15 protein-coding genes and 1 pseudogene are annotated in these 22,461 nt (G+C 71.7%); 11 read left to right on the forward strand and 5 right to left on the reverse strand.

Annotated features, from left to right (window positions below; all coding sequences use genetic code 11):
- Positions 1–27: 27 nt before the first annotated feature.
- The 8 genes and pseudogenes from MOPEL_RS02605 to MOPEL_RS18290 all read left to right on the forward strand — a co-directional run.
- Complete coding sequence (locus MOPEL_RS02605; RefSeq protein ID WP_009481299.1) at positions 28–723, forward strand: type 1 glutamine amidotransferase domain-containing protein; 696 nt, start codon at positions 28–30, stop codon at positions 721–723.
- 165 nt (positions 724–888) lie between these two features.
- Positions 889–3,171 carry an ATP-dependent DNA helicase gene (locus tag MOPEL_RS02610; protein ID WP_505758453.1) on the forward strand — a complete coding sequence of 761 codons (2,283 nt, stop codon included), beginning with the start codon at positions 889–891 and terminating at the stop codon, positions 3,169–3,171.
- Positions 3,172–3,283: 112 nt separating this feature from the next.
- The gene (gene holA / locus MOPEL_RS02615) at positions 3,284–4,282 is read left to right on the forward strand and encodes a DNA polymerase III subunit delta (protein WP_009481302.1); all 999 of its coding nucleotides are present in this window, start codon (positions 3,284–3,286) and stop codon (positions 4,280–4,282) included.
- Positions 4,283–4,509: 227 nt separating this feature from the next.
- Positions 4,510–4,770, forward strand: coding sequence for a 30S ribosomal protein S20 (gene rpsT, locus MOPEL_RS02620; RefSeq protein ID WP_009481303.1), 261 nt, complete (start codon positions 4,510–4,512; stop codon positions 4,768–4,770).
- Between the two features lie 244 nt (positions 4,771–5,014).
- On the forward strand, positions 5,015–8,005 hold the full coding sequence (locus MOPEL_RS02625; protein WP_009481304.1) for a leucine--tRNA ligase: 2,991 nt from the start codon (positions 5,015–5,017) through the stop codon (positions 8,003–8,005).
- Positions 8,006–8,007: 2 nt separating this feature from the next.
- On the forward strand, positions 8,008–8,892 hold the full coding sequence (locus MOPEL_RS02630; protein ID WP_009481305.1) for a DegV family protein: 885 nt from the start codon (positions 8,008–8,010) through the stop codon (positions 8,890–8,892).
- Between the two features lie 196 nt (positions 8,893–9,088).
- Complete coding sequence (locus MOPEL_RS18045; protein ID WP_009481306.1) at positions 9,089–10,639, forward strand: ComEA family DNA-binding protein; 1,551 nt, start codon at positions 9,089–9,091, stop codon at positions 10,637–10,639.
- A gap of 1,000 nt (positions 10,640–11,639) precedes the next feature.
- Positions 11,640–12,896: pseudogene (locus MOPEL_RS18290) on the forward strand (ComEC/Rec2 family competence protein); the annotation flags it as partial.
- 663 nt (positions 12,897–13,559) lie between these two features.
- Here MOPEL_RS18290 and MOPEL_RS18295 read toward each other — a convergent pair.
- A complete protein-coding gene (locus MOPEL_RS18295; RefSeq protein ID WP_009481308.1) occupies positions 13,560–14,477 on the reverse strand; it encodes a LysR family transcriptional regulator in 918 nt (305 codons plus the stop codon).
- Between the two features lie 73 nt (positions 14,478–14,550).
- A complete protein-coding gene (gene lexA, locus MOPEL_RS02645; protein WP_040632428.1) occupies positions 14,551–15,252 on the reverse strand; it encodes a transcriptional repressor LexA in 702 nt (233 codons plus the stop codon).
- A 574-nt stretch (positions 15,253–15,826) separates the two neighbouring features.
- Between lexA and MOPEL_RS17030 the strand changes: the two genes are divergently transcribed.
- The 3 genes from MOPEL_RS17030 (at position 15,827) to MOPEL_RS02660 (ending at position 20,133) form a co-directional block, all read left to right on the forward strand.
- Complete coding sequence (locus MOPEL_RS17030) at positions 15,827–16,078, forward strand: LysM peptidoglycan-binding domain-containing protein (RefSeq protein WP_141631137.1); 252 nt, start codon at positions 15,827–15,829, stop codon at positions 16,076–16,078.
- Positions 16,079–16,644: 566 nt separating this feature from the next.
- Positions 16,645–17,130 (forward strand): transcriptional regulator NrdR, encoded by a 486-nt coding sequence (gene nrdR, locus MOPEL_RS02655; RefSeq protein WP_009481311.1) that lies wholly within the window; start codon positions 16,645–16,647, stop codon positions 17,128–17,130.
- A gap of 117 nt (positions 17,131–17,247) precedes the next feature.
- Positions 17,248–20,133, forward strand: a complete 2,886-nt coding sequence (locus MOPEL_RS02660) for a vitamin B12-dependent ribonucleotide reductase (protein WP_009481312.1) — start codon at positions 17,248–17,250, stop codon at positions 20,131–20,133.
- A gap of 194 nt (positions 20,134–20,327) precedes the next feature.
- On the opposite strand, the gene MOPEL_RS02665 is transcribed toward MOPEL_RS02660, so the two are convergent.
- The 3 genes from MOPEL_RS02665 to MOPEL_RS02675 form a co-directional block, all read right to left on the reverse strand.
- Positions 20,328–21,056 carry a B3/B4 domain-containing protein gene (locus MOPEL_RS02665; RefSeq protein ID WP_009481313.1) on the reverse strand — a complete coding sequence of 243 codons (729 nt, stop codon included), beginning with the start codon at positions 21,054–21,056 and terminating at the stop codon, positions 20,328–20,330.
- A gap of 202 nt (positions 21,057–21,258) precedes the next feature.
- Entirely contained in the window at positions 21,259–21,690 is a 432-nt protein-coding gene (locus MOPEL_RS02670; RefSeq protein ID WP_040632538.1) for a DoxX family protein, read from the reverse strand.
- Between the two features lie 93 nt (positions 21,691–21,783).
- Positions 21,784–22,461 (reverse strand): aldehyde dehydrogenase family protein (locus tag MOPEL_RS02675; RefSeq protein WP_009481315.1); only part of this gene is annotated, 678 nt, incomplete at its 5' end.

Here is a 22,461-nt window from a genome sequence, read left to right on the forward strand (position 1 = left end):
TGGCCGGCCCGCCGGAGAGAAGGATCCATGGCGAAGAAGACGAAGACGAAGCGCATCCTCGCGATCACGACGAGCGCGAGCGAGTACCAGAAGAAGGGCTACCGCACGGGCCTGTGGCTCGGCGAGCTCACCCACTTCTACGACGAGGTGACGAACGCCGGTCACGAGGTCGTCGTCGCGAGCATCGACGGTGGCGTCGTCCCGCTCGACCCCGAGAGCCTCACGCGCACGGTCCTCGCGATGGGTGGCACGAACAAGCGGTATGAGGATCGCGGGTTCATGAACATCCTCGACACCACGCCGGCCGTCGCGGACATGAACGCGAAGGACTTCGACGCGATCTACCTCACCGGTGGTCACGGCACGATGTTCGACTTCCGCCGCCCCGAGCTCGCGCGTCTCGTCGCGGACTTCTGGGAGCAGGGCAAGATCGTCTCCGCCGTCTGCCACGGGCCGGTCGGTCTGCTCGACGTCGTCGTCGACGGCAAGCCGCTCGTCAGGGGCCGCAAGCTCACGGGCTTCTCGTGGCCCGAGGAGAAGCTCGCCGGTCGCGACGACGCGGTGCCGTTCAACCTCTCCCAGGCGCTCAAGGACAAGGGCGCGAAGTACAAGAAGCCGATGCGTCCGATGGCGAAGAACGTCGTCGCCGACGGTCGTCTCATCACGGGCCAGAACCCGATGAGCGCGAAGGCCGTCGCGAAGGCCCTGCTCAAGGCTCTCTGACGGACTCCGCCGGGACGCGTCCCCGTCGGCACACGACCGCGGCACCCCCTCCTCGTCGAGGCGGGTGCCGCGGTCGTCGCGTCTCCCCACGCGGGGCGGTCACGAGCCGTACCCGACGGGCGCTGTGGACGACCGTCACGGGCGCTCCGGGGCAGGCACTAGCCTGTGCGGGTGCGTGGAGCCCGGGTCGATGAACTGCTCGCCGCGGCCGTGAAGGCGGTCGGCGGCACCGAACGTCCTGGTCAGAAGCGCATGGCGCTCGCCGTCGAGGATGCCGTCGCCGCGCAGGAACACCTGCTCGTCCAGGCAGGGACGGGCACGGGCAAGTCGCTCGCCTACCTCGTGCCCGCCGTCGCCGACGCGGTCGACACCGGCACCCCCGCGATCATCGCGACCGCCACCCTCGCCCTGCAGGCGCAGATCGTCGATCGTGACATGCCGCGCGTCGCGAACGCCCTCGCCCCGCTGCTGGGTCGGCGTCCGAACTACGTCCTCGTCAAGGGGCGACGCAACTACGTCTGTCTCCACAAGCTCGCCGGAGGGTTCCCCGATGACGACGGCGCGCTGTTCTCGGCCGCGTCGCTCGCCCCGGCATCGGCCCCCGACGACGACGCGCGCGGCGAGGCCGGGCCCTCCCGCCTCGGAGCCGAGGTCCTGCGGCTGCGCGAGTGGGCCGAGGGCACCGAGTCCGGTGACCGCGACGAACTCGTCCCCGGCGTCTCCGAGCGGGCGTGGCGGCAGGTCTCCGTCGCGGCGCGCGAGTGCCTCGGCACGAAGTGCCCCATGCGCGAGGAGTGCTTCGTCGAACGCTCCCGCGAGGCCGCCAAGGACGCCGACGTCGTCGTCACCAACCACAGCTTCATGGCGATCGACGCCTTCGAGGGCCGGGCGATGCTGCCGGAGCACCACCTCCTCGTCATCGACGAGGCCCACGAACTCGTCGACCGCGTCACCGCCACCGTCACCGACGAGCTCTCGCCCGGCATGGTGACGACCGCCGCCCGCAAGGCCGCGAAGTACACGGGCACCGACGACCTCGTCGGCGCGGGAGAGGTGTTCGCCCAGGCGCTGCAGCCCCTGCCCGAGGGGCGGCTCACGAGCCTGACGGACTCGCTCGCCGACGCGCTGTCGATGCTGCGCACCGACGCCCGCAACGTGCAGAGCGGAATGAAGGCCGAGTCCAAGGGCGTCGACGACGCCGACGGTGCCCGGTCGGTCGCCAAGGCCGCCGTCGACGAACTCGTCGACGTCGTCGACCGACTCCTCGAGGAGCGCGCGCTCGATGTCGCGTGGGTCTCCCAGAATCCCCAGCGCGGACCCGTGCTGCGCGTCGCGCCGATGAGCGTCGCGATGGACCTCCGCGAGAAGCTCTTCACCGAGCGCACCGTCGTCCTCACCTCGGCGACGATCGAGCTCGGCGGCACGTTCGACGCCGTCGCCAGCACGCTGGGTCTGCGAGGTGAGGGCGCACCCGACTGGCAGGGCCTCGACGTGGGGAGCCCGTTCGACTACCCCAAGCAGGGCATCGCCTATGTCGCGGCCAACCTGCCCGCACCCGGCCGCGACGGGCCGAGCCCGCAGATGTTCGACGAGCTCGAGGCGCTCGTTCGTGCCGCCGGTGGCCGCACGCTCGGGTTGTTCTCCTCGATGCGCGCCGCGCAGGCCGCGACCGAGGAGATGCGCGCGAGGATCGGTGGAGAGATGACGATCCTCTGCCAGGGCGAGGACCAGATCACCACCCTCGTGCGGGAGTTCGCCTCCGACGCGAAGACGTGTCTCTTCGGCACGCTCACGCTCTGGCAGGGCGTCGACGTGCCAGGCCCTGCCTGTCAGCTCGTCGTCATCGACCGCATCCCCTTCCCGCGCCCCGACGACCCGCTCGCCTCGGCCCGCACGCAGGAGATCGGACGACGCGGCGGCAACGGGTTCATGGCCGTCTCCGCGACGCACGCCGCGCTCCGACTCGCGCAGGGCGCCGGTCGTCTCATCCGTCGCTCCGACGACCGTGGCGTCGTCGCGTTCCTCGACTCCCGCATGATCACCGCCCGCTACGCCGGCTTCCTCCAATGGTCGATCCCGCCCTTCTGGCCGACGACGAACAAGGCCGTCGTGCTCGAGGCGTTGCGTCGGCTCGACGAGTCCGCCGCGCCCGTCGTCCCCGTCGCGCCGCCACCGTCGCGCGGCGTCGTCGCGGGGGAGAACGAGCACCCGCCCCCGAGCGCGAAGGCCTCCCCCGTCACGGAGAAGGTGAGCGACGCGGTCACCACAGGGGCGCCCGCCGTCCAGGAGGAACGCACCGCCGTCACCGGCGGACATGCGTGGACCCGGGAGGACGACGAGGAGCTCAAGGACGGCCGCGACCTCGGCCTCTCGGCCGAGGAGCTCGCCGAGCACCTCGAGATCCCCCTCGAGTCCGTCGAGGCGCGGCTCACGCTTCTGCGGCTGTGACGACGGGGAGGCACGAGCAGGGCGGGTACCACTGCCGCGAACGACCGAGGGGGACCGACGGCGTCGCCGAGCAGGTGGGCGGGTTGTCGGTCGTCTCTGACATCCTGAGCGCGTGAGCACGGACGACCGACCGAAGGCCACCCCCGGCGGAGGGGTGCCGCCCCTCGTGCTCGTGAGCGGGCCCCAGCAGATCCTCGCCGAGCGCGCGATCACCTCGACACTGGACGCGCTGCGATCCCTGGCGCCCGACGTCGAGTACATCCGCGTCGACATGGAGACCTACGAGCCCGGTCAGATCGGGATGCAGTGTGCACCCTCGTTGTTCGGCGGCGACAAGTGCGTCGTCGTCCGTGGCGCCGAGCAGGCCGGGGACGACGCCCAGGCCGACCTTCTCGCCCAGATCGAACGCCCTGAACCCGGAGTGACCCTCGTCGTGGCCCACGCCGGCGGCAACCGCGGCAAGCGGGTCGTCGACGCGATGAAGAAGAACCGGGCCCGCGTCATCGAGGCCCCCGCGATCAAGACCGACAAGGACAAGAACGACTTCGCCGTCAACGAGTTTCGCCGCAACCGTCGCAAGGCCACCCCGGAGGCGGTGCGGGCGCTCGTCGAGGCCGTCGGCAAGGACGTCCGCGAACTCGCGTCCGCCTGCAAGCAACTCATCGACGACACGACCGGCCTCATCGACGAGCGGGTCGTCGCCACCTACCACGGGGGCAAGGTGGAGGCCACGGGGTTCCGTGTCGCCGACGCGGCCGTCGCCGGCAACGCGGCGGAGGCCCTGCGACTCCTCCGCCACGCGCTCGCGAGCGGCGTCGACCCCGTGCCGATCGTCGCCGTCCTCGCCGTGCAGCTGCGTCAGCTCGTCAAGGTCGCCGGGGCGGGTCGGGCGAGCTCGAACTCACTCGCGAAGACCCTCGGCATGGCGCCGTGGCAGATCGACCGGGCGCGACGCGCGCTCAACGGCTGGGACGTCGAGGCGCTCGGCCGGTGCATCCAGGCCGTCGCCGCCGCCGACGAGGCAGTCAAGGGCGGCGGGCGCGACCCCGTCTACGCCGTCGAGAAGGCGGTCCTCACGATCTGCGCGGAACGCTCGGGACGACACCGCTGATCCGCCGACCGCTCCCTCGACCGCTCCGTCGAGGGCGGACTGCATCGCCGACGTCGCTCCTGTTTGGGCGGGGGAGTCGTGGCTGGTAGCGTGGTCTCTCGCGTGTGCGCCCAGGTCGTGCGCCGACACGCACTGTGCAGTCCACCTTTGGCCGGAGCCCGACCAGCTCCGGAGGTGAGGGTGGGCCTGTCCTCCTGACAGCCAAACGACCGGAAACGAGAGTCACCATGGCGAACATCAAGTCCCAGATCAAGCGGATCAAGACGAACACCAAGCGCACCGAGCGCAACAAGGCGTACAAGTCCGAGCTCCGCACGTGGATCCGTCACTTCCGCGAGACCGCCGCCGCCGGCAACAAGGAAGAGGCCGCGAAGGCGCTGCAGGTCGCGAGCCGCAAGCTCGACAAGGCCGTGAGCAAGGGCGTCATCCACAAGAACCAGGCCGCGAACAAGAAGTCCGCGATGGCCAAGACGCTCAACGCGCTCTGAGTCGACCACGCGTCGACGAGACGTTCGTGAGCCTCGGCTCACACGAGGCGGGCCATCCCTTCGGGGGTGGCCCGCCTCGTTCGTATGGGCGCCTCGTCCGGACGCGTCCGCGGAGGAAGCGGCGCGGAGGGGCTGTCGGCGGGCTGGGTTAGGCTGAAACGCCAGCCCGAACACGCGAGGGTCGATCGCCGCTCCGACCGGCGGGTGCGTCGCCCCGATGCAGACCCGAGGATCGAAGGACGCGATGAACGACACCCCCTACCGGTACGACCCCGCCCTGGCCGAGCAGATCGAGCTCTCCTGGCAGGACCGGTGGGCCGAGGAGGGCACGTTCCGGGCTCCCAACCCTTCCGGCCCGTGGGCCGACCCGAAGGGCGTGGCCGGGCGCGAGAAGCTGCTCGTCCTCGACATGTTCCCCTACCCGAGCGGCGCGGGCCTGCACGTCGGCCACCCGCTCGGCTACATCGCGACCGACGTGTGGGCGCGGTTCCACCGGATGACCGGCAAGAACGTGCTCCACTGCCTCGGCTACGACGCGTTCGGTCTGCCCGCGGAGCAGTACGCCGTGCAGACCGGGCAGCACCCGCGCACGACGACCGAGGCGAACATGGTGACGATGAAGCGTCAGCTCCGTCGCCTGGGCCTCGGTCACGACGACCGGCGCGCGATCGCAACGATCGACCCGGAGTACTACCGCTGGACGCAGTGGATCTTCCTGCAGATCTACAACGCCTGGTACGACGCCGACGCGGTGCGGGCCGACGGCGGCCGCGGCAAGGCCCGCCCGATCGATGAGCTCATCGCCGAGCTGGACTCGGGCGAGCGGCAGCTCGACGGCGAGTTCGCGGGCCGCGCGTGGTCCGACCTGGCCGCGGCCGAGCGGCACACCTATCTCGACACCCGGCGCCTCGCGTACACCTCCGAGGCGCCCGTCAACTGGTGCCCCGGCCTCGGCACGGTGCTCTCCAACGAGGAGGTCACCAACGAGGGCCGCTCCGAGCGGGGCAACTACCCCGTCTTCCGCGCCAACCTGCGCCAGTGGATGATGCGCATCACCGCGTACGCCGACCGGCTCGCCGACGACCTCGACCGCGTCGACTGGCCCGACAAGGTCAAGCACATGCAGCGCAACTGGATCGGTCGCAGCCAGGGCGCCAAGGTGGACTTCGCCGTCGCCGAGCGCGGTGCCACCGCCGGGCCGGATGCGCAGCCGCGTGCCGGTGTCGACCCCATCACCGTCTTCACGACGCGTCCCGACACCCTCTTCGGCGCGACGTTCATGGTCCTCGCCCCCGAGCACCCGCTCGTCGACGAGCTCGTCGCCGACGCCTGGCCCACCGACGTGCCCGCCGCCTGGCGCGGCACCGACATCGACGGCAGCCCCGTGCAGGCAGACTCGCCGCGGGAGGCCGTCGAGGCCTACCGCCGGGCGGCCGCGCGCAAGTCCGACGTCGAGCGTCAGGTCGAGGACAAGACGAAGACCGGCGTGTTCACCGGAGGATTCGGCATCAACCCCGTCACGGGCGAGGCGATCCCCGTGTTCGTCGCCGACTACGTCCTCATGGGATACGGCACCGGCGCGATCATGGCCGTCCCCGCGCACGACGAGCGTGACTACGCGTTCGCTTCGGCGTTCGGGGTGCCGATCCGCGACGTCGTCGCCCCCGCGGACGCCGACCTCGCCTCGTTCTCCCCGTCCACGTCGGCCGATGCCGGCGAGGCGTTCACCGCGGGGGGAGTGGCCGTCAACTCCGCCGACGACGAGGTGAGTCTCGACGGTCTCGGCCTCGACGAGGCCAAGGCGCGCATGATCGCGTGGCTGGACGAGAAGGGCGTCGGGGAGGGCACGGTCAACTACCGTCTCCGCGACTGGCTGTTCAGCCGCCAGCGGTACTGGGGCGAGCCGTTCCCCATCGTCTTCGACGAGGACGGACTCGCCCACGCCCTGCCCGACTCGGCGTTGCCGGTCGCGCTGCCCGACGTGCCCGACTACAGCCCCAAGACGTTCGACCCCGACGACGCCGACAGCCGCCCGGAACCGCCGCTGTCGCGCGTTCCCGAGTGGGTCGAGGTCGAGCTCGACCTGGGCGACGGCGTCAAGAAGTACCGCCGTGAGACGAACACGATGCCCAACTGGGCCGGCTCGTGCTGGTACTACCTGCGCTACCTCGACCCCGCCAACCACGACGCCCTCGTCGACCCCGTCGTCGAGGAGTACTGGATGGGCCCGCGCGAGTCCACCGTCGCAGGTGCGCCTGCGGGTGCGAAGGACCCGGGCGGCGTCGACCTCTACGTCGGCGGCGTCGAGCACGCCGTGCTCCACCTGCTCTACGCCCGCTTCTGGCACAAGGTGCTGTTCGACCTCGGCCACGTGAGCAGTGAGGAGCCCTTCCGCCGCTACTTCAGCCAGGGCTACATCCAGGCGTACGCCTACCGTGACCACCGCGGCCAGCCCGTCCCCGCTGCCGAGGTCGAGGAGACCGTCGGCGAGAACGGCACCCCGACGTTCACGTGGCAGGGAGAGCCCGTCACCCGTGAGTACGGCAAGATCGGCAAGTCGCTCAAGAACGTCGTCAGCCCCGACGAGATGTACGAGCAGTACGGTGCCGACACGTTCCGCGTCCACGAGATGAGCATGGGCCCGCTCGAGCTGAGCAAACCGTGGGAGACCCGCGCCGTCGTCGGCAGCCAGCGCTTCCTGCAGCGCCTGTGGCGCAACGTCGTCGACGAGTCCACCGGTGAGTCCACCGTCACCGAGGACACCCTCGACGACGAGACGCAGCGCCTCCTGCACCGCACGATCGACGGTGTGCGCGCCGACTACGCGGGGCTGCGGTTCAACACGGCGATCTCCAAGCTCATCGAGCTCAACAACCACCTCACCAAGCTCGGCGGCACCCCGCGGGCCGCGGCCGAACCGCTCGTCCTCATGGTCGCGCCGGTCGCTCCGCACCTCGCCGAGGAGCTGTGGCGCAAGCTCGGACACGCCGAGACCCTCACGTACGAGCCGTTCCCCGAGGCCGACCCGGCGTTGCTCGTCGAGGACACGGTCACGTGCGTCGTGCAGATCAAGGGCAAGGTCCGCGCCCGCATCGAGGTCCCGGCCGACATCAATGACGCCGACCTCGAGGCGGTCGCCCTCGCCGAGCCGCGCGTCGCCGACCTCCTCGCCGGGCAGACGGTGCGCAAGGTCATCGTGCGGGCTCCCGGGCTCGTCAACGTCGTCACGGGCTGACGGTGTCCGTCGCGCTCGTCACCGACTCCACCGCCTACCTTCCGCCGGACCTCACGGCCGAGCTCGGGATCACGGTGGTGCCGCTCCACGTGTCGGTCGACGGGCGCGACCACACCGAGGGGGTCGACATCGACGATGCCGACCTCCTGCGGTCGCTCAAGCGGTCGCGGTCGCTCACGTCGTCGCGTCCGTCACCCCAGGCGTTCCGTGAGGTGTACGAGCGGGTCGCCGCCGACGGCGCGACGCACGTCGTCTCGGCGCACCTCGCCGGTGGACTCTCGGGAACCTGCGACTCGGCGCGCCTTGCGGCCGGGGTCGTCGACGTGCCCGTCGAGGTCGTCGACTCCGGATCGATGGGGATGACCCTCGGCCACGCGGTCCTGGCAGGGGCACGCCGCGCCGTACGCGGGGCCGACGTCGAGGACGTGGCCCGCACGGTGCGACGGGTGGCGCGCGCCGGCGAGCTCATGTTCGTCGTGCACACGTTGGAACACCTGCGCCGCGGTGGGCGCATCGGCAACGCCGCGGCCCTCGTGGGGTCCGCCCTCGCCGTCCGACCCTTGCTGCGCCTCGTCGACGGGCGTATCGAACCGGTGGAGAAGGTCCGGACGACGGGGCGGGCCCTCGCGCGCCTCGTCGACCTCGCGGCGGAGGCCTGCCCGGGGGAGCGCGTCGCCGTCACGGTGCACCACCTCGCCGACGAGGTGGGTGCGCACAAGCTCGCCGCTCGCCTCGACGAACGACTCGGCGACCGGCTCGTCGAGGACACCGGCGTGCGACCGATCGGCGCGGTCGCGGCGATCCACCTCGGCCCCGGTGCGGTCGCGGTGTCGGTGAGCCCATGCGATGCGGAGGAATCGCCCGAGGACCACCCCGGGTCGACGTGAACCGCCCCGGGCCGGGCCGACATGGGCGAAGTGCAGCAGCTGCGTGAGAGGACCCCAGGCGGCGGCGGGGAGGACGTGAGCGCGGAGAAGGCCCTCCGGAGCTCGGTCGTCCACAACGTCTCGAGACCGGGTGGGCCGTCCCCAGGTGACCTCGCGACCTCTGTGGGCGAAGGGGCCGCGTTCCTAGCGTGGCCGCATGCCCGTCGACCGCGCCACCACGCTCCTCCTCAACGCCCGCGCCGCGCGTGAGGCCGCAGACCCGGCGGCGTGTGTCGACCCCGCGACCGGCCACGCGTCGCGGGCGTCGTCGGATCCGACGGAAGCGGCGGTCGCCGACCCGGTGACCAGGGCGGCCTCGCCGTGGGCCGCGCCGGTCACCCGGCGCTCCGCCCCCGCGAGTCAGGACCCGGCCGCGAGCCCGCCCTCCCCGCGTATGCCCGCACGGAACGGCCTGCGCGGATCCCCCCAACCCCATGCCTCGACCGGCGATCGTCGCCACCCGACGGTCGTGGACGACGCGGTCACCGAGCCGCTCACCCCGGTACGAGTCCCCGGGCCGCCGACCTCGTCGACCTCTCCCGCCCCGACGCCGCACCTGCCGACCCCGGTCACCGCGACGACGAACGTCCCGACGACGCGACGGGAGCTTCGCGAGCAGCGCGAGGCGGCGGGACGTCGCCGCGGTATTCGTCCCACGTCCGACGTCGGGGGCGCGGGGCCCCCCACCGGGACTCACGGCAACGGGCGAGACGACGCCCCGGGCGTCGGTCACGGCACCATCGACGACCGGGATATCGGTGGTCGGGGCATCGTCGACGAGGGCATCGACGATCTCGGCGCCGACGACACCGCCCTCGCTGCTGCTGCCCCGGTGCGCGCACCTGCCTCCGGCGGCACGGGTGTCGGCGTCGGCTCACGAACGGGGCGGGGTGACACGCCGGCCGAGACGGCGCTCCCGTCGAGTCGCCTCGTCCGAGGCCGCGACGGGGTCCTCGAGATCCCCTCCGGGCTCGTGGGGGCGCGCGTCGTCCCGCCGTGGCTCGCCGTCGCCGGGGCGGGGGTCGTCGTCCTCGTCGCCGTCCTCGCGGTCACGTTCTCGTTCCTCCGAGACGAACCCGCCTCGGAACCGGTCGCCACACAGGTGCGGCCGTCCTCCCCGGCCGCCGTCACCGGTACCGCCGGGCGACCGCCGGTGGCCACCCCCGTTCCGGTCGGAGGGGCTGCCCTCGCCGAGGCACGTCCCGGCGCCACCGCGCCGGTGGCGGCCGGAGGGGCGCCCGGAGCGACCCCGGCCGGGGAGTACCTCGTGCACGTCGTCGGCGAGGTGAAGCGCGAGGGGGTCGTGACCGTGCCTACCGGTGCCCGCGTCTCCGACGCGATCGCCAAGGCCGGTGGCCCCGGGCCCAAGGCGGTGCTCGCCGGTCTCAACCTCGCGCGTCCCGTCGTCGACGGAGAGCAGATCGTCGTCCCCGACGCGGACGGCGCGCCCGTCCCCGTCAACACGATGCCGCCGCCCGCCATGCCGCAACCGGGCGCCGCCCCGGGGGTCGGTGGACCGCTCATCGACCTCAACACCGCGGATCAGGCCGCGCTGGAATCCCTGCCGGGGGTGGGGCCCGTCCTCGCCGCGAAGATCCTCGAATGGCGTACCACCCATGGCCGGTTCACCTCCGTCGACGAACTCGGCGAGGTAAGCGGGGTGGGGGAGAAGAAACTCGAGGCCATCCGCCCCAAGGTCCGTGTCTGACGAGAGCGGGCGACGGCCTCCCCGCGGTGCACCGCCATCGATCGCCGCCGCTTCACACCCGTGGGACCGCGCAGCACTCGCGTCGACGCTCGGCGTGCGGCTGGACGCCGGGGACCCGACGACGGTGCCGCGGCGCGGAGGCACTCGACGGCCGAATCGAGGCGCGGTGGTCGAGAAGCCGGTGGTCGAGAAGGGCGGCGGGGACCGGCCGTCGGATCCTCGAGTGCCCGGCGTGGCCGGAGAGCGGGACGCACGGACACCGCCCGCGGACGTCCGCCTCCTCCTCCCGGCGCTGCTCGCGTGGGCGGCGGTGGCATTCGCCCTCGGTCGCGGACCGTGGATCCCCCTCGGGCTGGGTGCGCTCCTCGGCGTGGGTGCACTCGTCGTCGCCTGGAGGGGGCGGCGGGTGCATCGACCCGCCGGGGCACGCGGCAGCCTCACCGGTCCACGCGGACAGTGGTCGGCCCGCCCCGCGGATCCGCCGGTACGCAGCAGGACGGAGGCGCGGCGCGCCGTCCTCACCTTGGGTCTGCTCCTCGCAGCCGCCCTCCTCCTCCGGGTCGCCGTCGCCGAACGGACTGCCGAGGCCGGGCCCGTCGGCGACCTCGCGAGGGAACGGGCCGCCGTCGTCCTCGAGGGACGCGTCGGTGGGGAACCCCGGCCCCTCCGGCAGGTCGAGCCAGGGCCTGCCCGTGTCGCCGTCGTCGTCCACGTCACGCGCGTCGACGCCCGGGGGTTCACGACGGCCGTCGACACGCCCGTCCTCGTGCTCGGTGAGCCCGAGTGGGCCGATGTCGGGTGGCGCGATGTCGTCGAGATGCGCGGTCGACTCGAAGAGGCCCGCGGAGGAGACGAGGTGCGGGCGGTGCTCCGCCCCTTCGGCGGCCCCACCGTGCGTCGAGGCCCCGGCCCCGTCGTGGCCGCCACGAACGTCGTGCGGGAGTCCATGCGGGCGGCCACGACGCCACTGCCCGACGACGCGCGCGGTCTCGTCCCCGCGATGATCATCGGAGACCGTCGGGCCGTCCCTGAGGACCTCACCGAGGCGATGCGTGCCACCGGCATGACCCACCTCACCGCCGTCTCGGGCACGAACTGCTCCCTCGTCGTCGCCGGCGCGCTGTGGGTGTGTGGCTGGGTGGGGATCCCGCGCCGAGGTCGCCCCCTCGTGGGGCTGTGCGTGCTCGCGGGCTTCGTCGTCCTCGCGCGCCCCGACCCGAGCGTCCTGCGCGCGGCGGTCATGGGGGCCGTGGGCCTCGTCGGTATCGCACGGTCCCGCCGCACCCTCGGCCTGCCGGCCCTCGCCGGCGCCCTCCTCGTGCTGCTCGCCGTCGACCCCTGGCTGGCGCGATCCTTCGGCTTCGCCTTGTCGGTCCTCGCGACGGCAGGCCTCCTCGTCTTCGTCGGTCCGTGGTCCGAGGCGCTGCGCACGGGCCTGCGGCTGCCCCGCCCGGTGGCCGTGGGTCTTGCGATCCCCCTCGCCGCGCAGGTCATGTGCGCGCCGGTCGTCGTCCTGCTGCAGGAGGAGATCAGCGTCGTCGGCATCCTCACGAACGCCCTCGCGGGCCCGCTCGTCGCGCCGGTCACCCTCCTCGGTGCCGCAGTCGCCCTTCTCTCCCCGTTCTGGCCCACAGGCGCTGTCGTCGTCGCCTGGGCGGCCGCCGTCCCCGCCCTCGGCATCGCGCGCCTCGCCCGTGCCGGGGAGTCTGCGCCGCTCCGTGCCGTCCCGTGGCCCGCAGGCACGGTGGGCGCGGTATCCCTGGCCGTCCTCCTGCTCGTCGTCGTGCTCACCGCCGGCCCCGTGTGGCGTCGGGTCCGAGGACGGGTGCGTCGTCGACCGATGGTCGCGGTCGTCGCCGTCCTCGCCGTCGTCGCAGTCCTCGTGCCGGTCCTCGTCGTGCGATCCCGCACCGGGTTCCCCGGTCCGGCCCCGGCCGTCGTCATGTGCGACGTCGGACAGGGGGACGCTCTCGTCCTCGCGTCGGGCCCGCGGCGTGCCGTCGTCCTCGATGTCGGGCCCGATCCCGAACGACTCGACCGGTGCCTCGACGCGCTCGCCGTCGAGGTCGTCGACGCGGTCGTCCTCACCCACTTCGACGCCGATCACGTCGCCGGGCTGGCCGGGCTCACGCAGGGCCGTGCCGTCGGCGACGTCGTCGTCTCGGCCGCCTCGATGCAGGACGTCCGGCCCGGCGTCGAACGGTGGTGGCGGGCCCACGGCCGCCCGGTGCACCAGGTGGTCAGGGGCGACCTGCTCCGGTGGGGCGATGTCTCCGCGGTCGTCCGCGGGCCGCGATCCGCGTATTCGGGGGCATCCTCGGCGAATGACGGATCGCTCGTCCTCGACATCGTCGTCGACGGCCCGGAGGAGGACGACGCGGTGCGGGGCCTCTTCCTCGCCGACGCGGGCGAGGACGCCGGGTCGGCGGTCCGGGCCGACCTCCGCACCTCGAGTGTGCCGCCCATGCCCGCCGAGGAGGCCGCGGACGGATCGGCGCGGTCGGACGTGCGCGCGGACATGCCGTTCGACCTCGTCAAGGTCGCTCACCACGGCTCGTCCGACCACGACGCGCCCCTGCTCGCGCTCGTGGCCGCGCCCGTCGCCCTCGTCAGCGTCGGTGCGGACAACACCTACGGTCATCCGGCGCCGAGCCTGCTCACCCATGCCCGCGCGGCGGGCTCGGTGGTCTACCGCACCGACCGGGACGGGGACGTCGCCGTCCGCAAGGAGGACGGCCGCCTGCTCGTCGTCCGTGAACACCGTCGGGACGCGTCGGCCAGTCGGGAGGACGCCGCAGGAGGGACAGCATGGTCCCTGGAGCCGCCGATGAGGGTGCCGGGAACGGCGGGAGCGGCGTCGATGCGCGCGAGGGAGGCGGATCGGCACCCCCGTAGGGGCCGACACCGCCGGGGGCGGGGACTACGCGGGAGCGCGCAGGGAACGGGCGCTGTCGCACAACGCCTGAAGCGTCGCGGCCACAGCCGGGACTCGTTCGAGGTCAGGCGTGGTGACGACGTGCACGGTGCGGTAGGACGGCGGATCGAGCGGGCGGATGGCGACCCCGGGGTTCGTGATGGCCGCGAGGATGAGGTCGGGGATGAGAGCGACACCGAGCCCGGCGGCGACGAACCCCTGGACGGCCACGTAGTCCTCGGTCTCGTACCGCACGGAGGGGTCGAAACCCGCGCCGTGCCCGAGGGAGAGGAGGTGACCCCGACACCGGGGACAACCGGCAATCCAGGTCTCCCCGGCGAGCTCGGGCATCGGCACGACGTCGGCCTTCGCGAGGGGGTGGTCGGGTGGGAGGGCGACGCGCACCGGGTCGTCGAGGAGCGGATGCGTCGTGAGCCCGTCGAGGTCCCCACCCCGAGCGACGTCGGTGCCGTCGTAGGCGAAGGCGACCGCGAGGTCGCAATCCCCGGCCCGAAGTGCTGCGAGCGACTCGGGAGGCTCGGCCTCGGTGAACGTGACCGAGACGTCGGGGTGACGTTCGTGCATGAGCGCCAGGGCGCGGGGGAGGAGGGTGCTCGATGAGGAGGGGAAGGCCATGAGTCGTACGCGCCCGGCTCGGAGGCCGGCGATGGCCGCGACCTCGTCCTCCGCCTCGTCGAGAGCGGCCAGGACGGGGCCGGCGTGGCGGACGAGGACCTCTCCGGCCTCGGTGAGACGGATGGACCTGCCGATCCGCTCGACGAGAACCGTGCCGAGACGCTGCTCGAGCCGACGCACCATCTGCGACACGGCAGGCTGGGAGTATCCGAGCGCGGTCGCAGCGCCGGTGAAGCTGCCCTCGTCGGCGATTGCTTTCATGACTCTCAGGCCGCCGGCGTCGATCATGCCCCCCACCCTACGGCGGCCAGGCGGTCGTGGCCCCCGGGATGCCGCCCGCGGCACTCCGAGGGCCGGGGGCTCAGATGCTCCGCATCACCGCGGTGACCTTGCCCAGGATCGTCGCCTCGTCACCATCGATGGGGTCGTAGCTCGGGTTGTGGGGGAGCAGCCACACGTGGCCGTCCCGTCGCTTGAACGTCTTGACCGTGGCCTCGCCGTCGATCATCGCCGCGACGATGTCGCCGTTCTCCGCGGTGGGCTGGGAACGGACGACGACCCAGTCGCCGTCGCAGATGGCCGCGTCGATCATCGAGTCGCCGGCGACCTTGAGGAGGAACAGGCGCCCGTCGCCGACGAGCTCGCGAGGCAGCGGGAAGACGTCCTCGACCATCTCCTCGGCGAGGATCGGAACCCCGGCGGCGATGCGACCGAGCATCGGCACGTAGGCCGGCTCGGGATGCGCGTCGCGTCCGGCGCTGTCGTCCTGTCCGGAGAGGATGGCCTGCGCGATGGCGGCCGCGTCGGCCCCCGGCGGGGGTGCGACGATCTCGAGGGCGCGGGGCCGGTTGGGGTCCTTGCGGAGATAGCCCTTGCGCTCGAGCGCCGAGAGCTGGTGGGCGACGCTGCTCGGGCTCGTCAGGCCAACGGCCTCACCGATCTCGCGCAGGCTCGGCGGATACCCGCGGGAGTCGACCGAGAGACGGATGAAGTCGAGCACCTTGCGTTGGCGGGGCGTCAGCCCGGGGGTGTCGCGATGGCGGATCGTGCGGACCTTCTCCACGGCGTGTCCTCTCTGCGTCCTGCTCCTGGCGACCCCGCGCCCCTCGCCCCCCTCGCCGCACGGGGTCGTCCGCAGGGCGGAACGACCCGGTTCGTGCTGGTCGAAGGGTTGTCGGCGGTGCCTGGTCGACTCTCCTCGTGAACATCCTACGGTTGCTCGCACAGATGTTTCAAACATCTGTGCGAGAAGTGTGGACAGAGTCCGCAGAGTCGTCGATACTCGTACCTGAGTTCGAAGAACATGTGCACGGTCGGCGAGGCGTGACGACGAGTCCCGCGGGCCTGACAGGCGGGGCGTCCCGATGACGGCGCTCGCGGTTCGAACGCAGTTCTCGGCCGGCACCATCGCCCTTCCTGGTGGCGTGGTGGAGGCAGAGATCCTGCGGATGGGTGAGGAGGAGGCTTCGATGGCGGTTCAGGCGTTCGAACGACAGGTGGCGGCGCCGGCATGGGCACCCGTGGAGTCGGGGGAGGCATCATCCGAGGAGGCTTCTCGCCGCAGACACCTTCGGGTGGTACGCGACGGCGAGGTGGTGGTCCGCCCCCGGTTGCGGCTCACTCGGCGGGGACGCCTCGTGCGAACCCTGGCGGTGTTCGGGGCACTGTGCCTCCTCGCGCTCGTCGCAGCGGCCCGGTGGGCGAGTCCCGATCTCCCGCCGACCCACTCGGTCACCGTGCGGCCGGGTCAGACGCTCCTCGAGATCGCGACAGAGGAGCTCCCCATGGTGCCCACCGAGGCGGCCGCGCTGCGCATCCGCCTCGCCAACGGGCTCAACAGCTCGGTCGTCATGGCCGGGCAGTCCCTCGTCATTCCCGGCGAGTCGTGATCGCGACGGGGGTTCGCGGCGCATCGTGGACGTGGTCGTCGCTGCGGGGGTGAATCCTTCGAACGGGTGGAGCTCGACGAACCCTGGTCGAACGTCCGGTCAAGACTCGGTCAGGGGTGTGCGGAAAGGGCCATGTCGCTCCGGCGCCGGGGTGTGCGGGGAGTAGGCTTCCCGGCATTGTCTCCGCGCTCGGGTGGCCCCTGCCATCGCTCGGTGCCCAGGCGTTGCGGCTTCTTCAAGGTCACATCCCGCCACCGTTCCCCGATGCGTCCGAGTGTGTCGCGGAGACGGTCGCAGGACCTGTGGACCGGTCGCCACTCGGCGCGGAACGCGGCGGTGCGCGCGACGCGCCGAGGTTTGGTCGTAGGGCACCTGCGGGCCTACGATCCTCACGTACATCCCACATGTAGTGGTCACCTGGGTGCGGTCATCCCACATCTAGGGGTTGGGGTATCGTCTTTGCAGGGGCGCCCGACATGGCCGCTCCGGCCTCGTCCGCTGCGCGACCCACCGGTCGCTGCGGTCGGCGTCGCGTCGTCCAAGCGTTCCGTCCGAGAGGGGCTGCCGTGCACTGTCCGTTCTGTCGGCATACCGACAGCCGCGTCGTCGACAGCCGCCTCATCGACGACGGTGCCGCCATCCGCCGCCGCCGTCAGTGCGGCTCATGCGGACGTCGCTTCACCACGACCGAGTCGGCTGGGCTCAGCGTCATCAAGCGGTCCGGCGTCACCGAGCCGTTCAGTCGCACCAAGGTCCTCGTCGGCGTTCGCAAGGCCTGCCAGGGCCGCCCGGTCGACGAGGACGCCCTCGCACTCCTCGCCCAACAGGTCGAGGAGGTCGTCCGCTCCACGGGCCAGGCCGAGATCGACGCCCACGAGGTGGGTCTCGCCGTCCTCGGGCCGTTGCGCGAACTCGACGAGGTGGCCTACCTGCGCTTCGCAAGCGTCTACCAGAACTTCGAGACCCTCGAGGACTTCGAGGCGGCCATCGCCTTGTTGCGTCTCGACCGGTCCGCCCGGGCCGAGGAGTCCTCGGCCGGTTCCACCCCCTGATCCCGCCCACACGGCGGAGTACCGGCGCGCGGCACGCCGCCGGCCGTCGCCCCCCCGTGCGTCGGGATCGTCCCAGCACGATTCGCTACCACCCCAACTCGTCTCGGAGGAGAACACATGACGGAGACCACGGGCGCCCGGGCAGGATCCCGCAAGCGCGCCGGCAAGGGCATCAGCGTGCAGCGGATCTTCACCACGCCCGGCGTGCACCCCTACGACCAGGTGACGTGGGAGCAGCGGGACGTCGTCCAGCAGAACTGGAAGACCGGCGAGAAGATCTTCGAACAGCGCGGCGTGGAGTTCCCCGACTTCTGGAGCGTCAACGCCTCCACGATCGTCACGACGAAGTACTTCCGTGGGGCACTCGGCACCGAGAAGCGTGAGCGGTCGCTCAAGGCTCTCATCGACCGCGTCGTGCTCACGTACGTGGCGGCCGGCAAGCGGCACGGCTACTTCGCCACCGACGAGGACGCCGAGACCTTCGAGCACGAGCTCACGTACGCGCTCCTTCACCAGATCTTCAGCTTCAACTCGCCGGTGTGGTTCAACGTCGGCACGTCGAGCCCTCAGCAGGTCAGCGCCTGCTTCATCCTGTCGGTCGACGACTCGATGGACTCGATCCTCAACTGGTACAAGGAGGAGGGGTTCATCTTCAAGGGTGGCTCCGGCGCCGGCCTCAACCTCTCCCGCATCCGCTCCTCCAAGGAGCTGCTCTCCTCCGGTGGCACGGCCTCCGGTCCGGTCTCGTTCATGCGTGGCGCCGACGCGTCCGCGGGGACGATCAAGTCCGGTGGGGCGACGCGTCGTGCAGCGAAGATGGTCGTGCTCGACGTCGACCACCCCGACATCGAGGAGTTCGTCGAGACGAAGGCGCGCGAGGAGGACAAGATCCGTGCGCTGCGCGACGCCGGCTTCGACATGGACCTCGGCGGCAAGGACATCGTCTCCGTCCAGTACCAGAACGCGAACAACTCGGTCCGCGTCACCGACGAGTACATGCGTTCCGTCGAGGAGGGCACCGACTTCGGTCTGCGTGCCCGCATGACCGGTGAGGTCATCGAGAAGGTCGACGCCCGCGAGCTGTTCGGCAAGATCGCCAAGGCGGCGTGGGAGTGCGCCGACCCGGGCATCCAGTACGACGACACGATCAACGACTGGCACACGAACCCCGAGACGGGCCGCATCACCGCGTCGAACCCGTGCTCGGAGTACATGAGCCTCGACAACAGCTCGTGCAACCTCGCCTCGCTCAACCTCCTCAAGTTCCTCCGCGACGACGACACGTTCGACGCCGAGACGTTCCAGAAGGTGTCCGAGCTCGTCATCACGGCGATGGACATCTCGATCTGCTTCGCGGACTTCCCGACCGAGTCCATCGGTGCGACGACGCGTGACTACCGCCAGCTCGGCATCGGGTACGCCAACCTCGGTGCGCTGCTCATGGCGACGGGTCACGGGTACGACTCCGACGGCGGCCGTGCGCTCGCCGCGTCGATCACGTCTCTCCTCACGGCGTCGGCCTACAAGCGGTCCGCGGAGCTCGCGGGCGTCGTCGGCCCGTACGAGGGCTACGCCCGCAACAGCAGCGCCCACCTGCGGGTCATGCGCAAGCACCAGGCCGCGAACGACGAGGTGCGCACGTTCGAGGAGATGGACTCCTCCGTCCACCGGGCCGCGACCAAGGCCTGGGAGGACGTCGTCACCATCGGTGCGAAGAACGGGTTCCGCAACGCGCAGGCCTCCGTGCTCGCGCCCACCGGCACCATCGGCTTCATGATGGACTGCGACACCACCGGGATCGAGCCCGACTTCTCCCTCGTGAAGTTCAAGAAGCTCGTCGGTGGCGGCTCGATGCAGATCGTCAACCTCACGATCCCGCGCGCCCTGCGGCGTCTCGGGTACCAGGAGGAGCAGATCGAGGCGATCGTCGAGTTCATCGCCGACAACGGGCACGTCATCGGCGCGCCGGGCCTCAAGGAGGAGCACTACGAGGTCTTCGACTGCGCGATGGGCGAGCGGGCGATCCCCCCGATGGGTCACGTCCGCATGATGGCGGCCTGCCAGCCGTTCCTCTCCGGCGCGATCAGCAAGACGGTCAACCTGCCCGAGACGGCCACGGTCGAGGACATCGCCGAGGTCTACATGCAGGGCTGGAAGCTCGGCCTCAAGGCTCTTGCCGTGTACCGCGACAACTGCAAGGTCGGTCAGCCGCTCTCCACGGAGAAGAAGAAGACCGAGGACGCGCCCGAGCGCGTGGTGGAGAAGGTCGTCGAGTTCCGCCCGGTGCGCAAGCGTCTGCCGAAGCGTCGCAACTCGGTGACGACGTCGTTCACCGTCGGTGGCGCCGAGGGGTACCTCACGGCGAGCTCCTACCCGGACGACGGTCTCGGCGAGATCTTCCTCAAGTTCGGCAAGCAGGGCTCGACCCTCGCCGGCCTCATGGACGCGTTCTCCCTCGCCGTGTCCGTGGCGCTCCAGTACGGCGTGCCGCTCGAGACCTACGTCGACAAGTTCACCAACCTGCGCTTCGAGCCGGCCGGCCTCACCGACGACCCGGACGTGCGCATGGCGCAGTCGATCATGGACTACGTCTTCCGTCGTCTCGCGCTCGACTACCTCGACTTCGAGACCCGGTCGTTCATGGGGATCCACACCGCGGAGGAGCGGGCCCGGCAGCTCGAGACCGGCTCGTACGCGCCGGCGACGTCCGAGGACGACGACGACGACTACGAGGAGGAGCTGGAGAACTACAGCCAGACCCCGGCGCCCTCGCGCAGCCGTTCGGGCGTCGACGAGGCCCGTCAGCTGTCGGTGAACTCCGGCAGCGGCGCGGCAGCCGCCAAGGAGGTGAGTTCCGACGTGCACTCCTCCGCCGAGCTCATGGAGAAGTTCCAGGGCAAGGCCGCGGACGCGCCCATGTGCATGACGTGCGGCACGAAGATGCGCCCCGCCGGCAGCTGCTACGTCTGTGAGGGCTGCGGCTCCACCAGCGGCTGCAGCTGATCCGACACCTCGCCGACAGCGTCCGCGGCGTCCCGACAGGGGCGGGCCGCGCGGAAGGCGAGGGCCACCCGACCGTGAGCGGGGGCCGACCGAGAGGGTCGGCCCCCGCTCGCGTTCGTTCACCCGGGTTCTCGCGCCCGCCCCCGGTGGAGGGCGAGGGGCGCCCGAGCTCGCGCGCCCGGCAGGCAAGCGCCTCAGAGCACGTCGGCGGCCACCAGGGTGCGGGTGCGCAGGTGCGCTCCGGGGCTCACGTGGGTGAGGGCGTCGAGGAGTGCGTCGCGCACCTCCTGGGCGCGGGCGGCGCTGTCGCCGGGGTCGACGTCGAGGACGTCGCAGAGGAACACGGCGTCGGTGGTCGCCTCGGTGAGGCGGGTGCGGTAGCACTGACGCCAGTTCCAGCGGCGGCACGTGACGCCGACGTCGTCCCGCCACACGACCTCGCCGGCAGTGGGGTGTTCGACGGTCTCCGCGCCCGAGGCGAGCGTGCCGAACTCCTCCTCGCCGGTGGCCCGGACGAGGCGCAACGGGCCGGAGTAGGCGGCGAGGTTCTCCCCGCCGAGCGGTACCTGCAGGCGGATCGACACGGCGTTGTAGGCGTCGGCGAGACGGTTGATGCGCGGCATCCCGTCCTCGACGCGTCGTAGGAGCGCCTCGGCGCTGTTGCGGGTGCGCTGGGGTTTGGCGCCGAACGCGCGGAACGCCTCACGCCACGCGGCGATGTGGGGGAGCTGTTCGGCGGGGGTCGCTGCGACGGCGGCCTGCGCCTCGGCCTCGGCGGCGGTCAGCAGCTCCTCGCTCGCGTCGTCGCTCGGGCCGGGCATGAGCCCGGTGGCGGTGACGAGTACGCACCGGTAATCGGGTCGCAGCGCGGCGACCTCGGCGGAGAGGGTGGCACGGGCGAGCCAGTCGTCGACGTCGTTCATGGTCACATCGTGGCATCCGTGCGCTCTCCGGATCCGTTCGGCCGCTCCCACGTCGTGCGCGCGCCGCTGCCCGCAGCGCCCACAGGCGAACCCGCAGCGATCCTCCTGCCGCTCGGGCGCGGACGGCGCAGCCGGGTCCCGGCACGCCGACGCGGCCCGTCACTCAGGAGGAGCGTCGGGCCGCGTCGTGGGTGGGGTGCGGTCAGCGGCGGCCGTTCTTCTTCTCGGGGAGGCCTGCGCCGTAGAGGGCGGCGGCGACGAGCACCGGCTGGAACGCGAGGCGCACGAGGCGCTTGGTGTCGGTGTCGAGGTTGAACGCGTCGCGGTGCTCGGTGTACTGGGCGATGTTGCCGGGGAACACCGCGACGTAGAACGCGGCGAGGGCGAGCCCGGTGAGGCGGCGCTGCTTGGGCAGGGCGAGAAGGGACGCGCCGAGGGCGATCTCGACGACGCCGGAGGCGAGGACGACGAAGTCCGGGTCGGCGGGGAACCACGAGGGCACCTGCGCCTGGAAGTCGTCGCGCGCGAACGTGAGGTGCGAGACCCCCGCGTAGGACATGAACGCCCCGAGTGCGAGCCGGGTGATGTCCTGAGAGCGGGTGGCGCGGGGCTTGCGGGTGAGGAGCTTCTTCATGTCCATGCCCACGACCGTACTCCGCGGTCACCGAGGGCACTCAGGGACGTCGCGTCACGGGGGCGAGGACGGCGCCCGTCGACGAGCCACCGGTCACTTGATGCCGGGGAGACGCTTGAGCACCCGGAGCCCGGTGGTCATGATGCGGGCGTAGCGGGCGGCGTCCATCCCGTCGGGCACGCCGACGGGCAGGAGGCGTTCGACGGCGACGGTCTGGGGCTCGGTGTACTTGAGGAGTCCGTGTTCGCCGTGGCGTCGGCCGAGGCCGGAGGACTTCCACCCGCCCATGGGGGCGTCCATCGACCCCCAGGCGGCGGCGTAGGCGTCGTTGACGTTGACCGTCCCGGCCTGCAGGCGGGCCGCGACGCGACGTCCGCGCCGGGCGTCGGAGGTCCACACGCTCGCGTTGAGGCCGTAGTCGCTGTCGTTGGCGCGGGCGATGGCCTCGTCTTCGTCGGCCACCCGGTAGAGCGAGACCACCGGGCCGAACGTCTCGTCGGCGAAGAGGGTCATCGACTCGGTGACGTCGGTGAGGATCGTCGGCTCGTAGAAGTGCGGGCCGAGGTCGGGGCGCGCCCGGCCACCGGCGAGGACCGTGGCCCCCTGGGCGCGGGCGTCCTCGACGTGCCGGGTGACGGTGTCGAGCTGCTTCGCGGAGACGAGCGAGCCCATGTCGGCGGAGAAGTCGAGCGCGGGGGAGAGTCGCAGGGTCGTCGTGGCCGCGACGAACCGCGAGGTGAACTCCTCCCACAGTGCCTCCGGCACGTAGGG

This window comes from Mobilicoccus pelagius NBRC 104925 (genome assembly GCF_000247995.1).
In the GTDB taxonomy this organism is placed as follows: domain Bacteria; phylum Actinomycetota; class Actinomycetes; order Actinomycetales; family Dermatophilaceae; genus Mobilicoccus; species Mobilicoccus pelagius.

Excerpts from the sequence above, each read along its gene's own strand:
- MOPEL_RS02605 (WP_009481299.1), top strand. The coding sequence starts at position 28 with ATGGCGAAGAAGACGAAGACGAAGCGCATCCTCGCGATCACGACGAGC.
- rpsT (WP_009481303.1), top strand. The coding sequence starts at position 4,510 with ATGGCGAACATCAAGTCCCAGATCAAGCGGATCAAGACGAACACCAAG.
- MOPEL_RS02625 (WP_009481304.1), top strand. The coding sequence starts at position 5,015 with ATGAACGACACCCCCTACCGGTACGACCCCGCCCTGGCCGAGCAGATC.
- MOPEL_RS18045 (WP_009481306.1), top strand. The coding sequence starts at position 9,089 with ATGCCCGTCGACCGCGCCACCACGCTCCTCCTCAACGCCCGCGCCGCG.
- MOPEL_RS18295 (WP_009481308.1), bottom strand. The coding sequence starts at position 14,477 with ATGATCGACGCCGGCGGCCTGAGAGTCATGAAAGCAATCGCCGACGAG.
- MOPEL_RS02660 (WP_009481312.1), top strand. The coding sequence starts at position 17,248 with ATGACGGAGACCACGGGCGCCCGGGCAGGATCCCGCAAGCGCGCCGGC.
- MOPEL_RS02665 (WP_009481313.1), bottom strand. The coding sequence starts at position 21,056 with ATGAACGACGTCGACGACTGGCTCGCCCGTGCCACCCTCTCCGCCGAG.
- MOPEL_RS02670 (WP_040632538.1), bottom strand. The coding sequence starts at position 21,690 with ATGAAGAAGCTCCTCACCCGCAAGCCCCGCGCCACCCGCTCTCAGGAC.